The sequence below is a fragment of the Aestuariivita boseongensis genome, from assembly GCF_001262635.1.
In the GTDB taxonomy this organism is placed as follows: domain Bacteria; phylum Pseudomonadota; class Alphaproteobacteria; order Rhodobacterales; family Rhodobacteraceae; genus Aestuariivita; species Aestuariivita boseongensis.
In genome coordinates this window covers 1-312 of record NZ_JXYH01000141.1, presented here as the reverse complement: position 1 = coordinate 312, position 312 = coordinate 1, and the positions used below count along the sequence as shown (strand labels likewise).

1 protein-coding gene is annotated in these 312 nt (G+C 50.6%); it reads right to left on the bottom strand.

Annotated elements, in window-relative coordinates:
* On the bottom strand, positions 1 to 270 hold a 270-nt coding region (locus TR61_RS19790; RefSeq protein ID WP_082182067.1), incomplete at its 3' end, for a VOC family protein.
* Positions 271 to 312 lie beyond the last annotated feature (42 nt).

Below are 312 nucleotides of genomic sequence, written 5' to 3'. Positions count from 1 at the left end.
CGCCTCCAAGCGTTCGACCATGTCTTCAAAGTCATCCGTCCAGAATGCAAAGTGGACGTCAGCAATGTCAGGTGACGATTTGGTGCGAAAGGTTCCGGCTTCGTTCAGCACCAGGTGAATTTGGCGATCGTCACATGCTAACCAAACTCCAGGTATCGAAAATGGCGGGCGATCAAGGCGCTCCAGGTTGAAAAGACTTTCGTAGAAGGACGCTGACACCTCAACATCCCTGACGGGATAGGAGACATGATGAAGTAGTAGTCCGGGCATGAAAGCTCACTTCTCAAAGTCTTGGATACGCACAATAGCAGA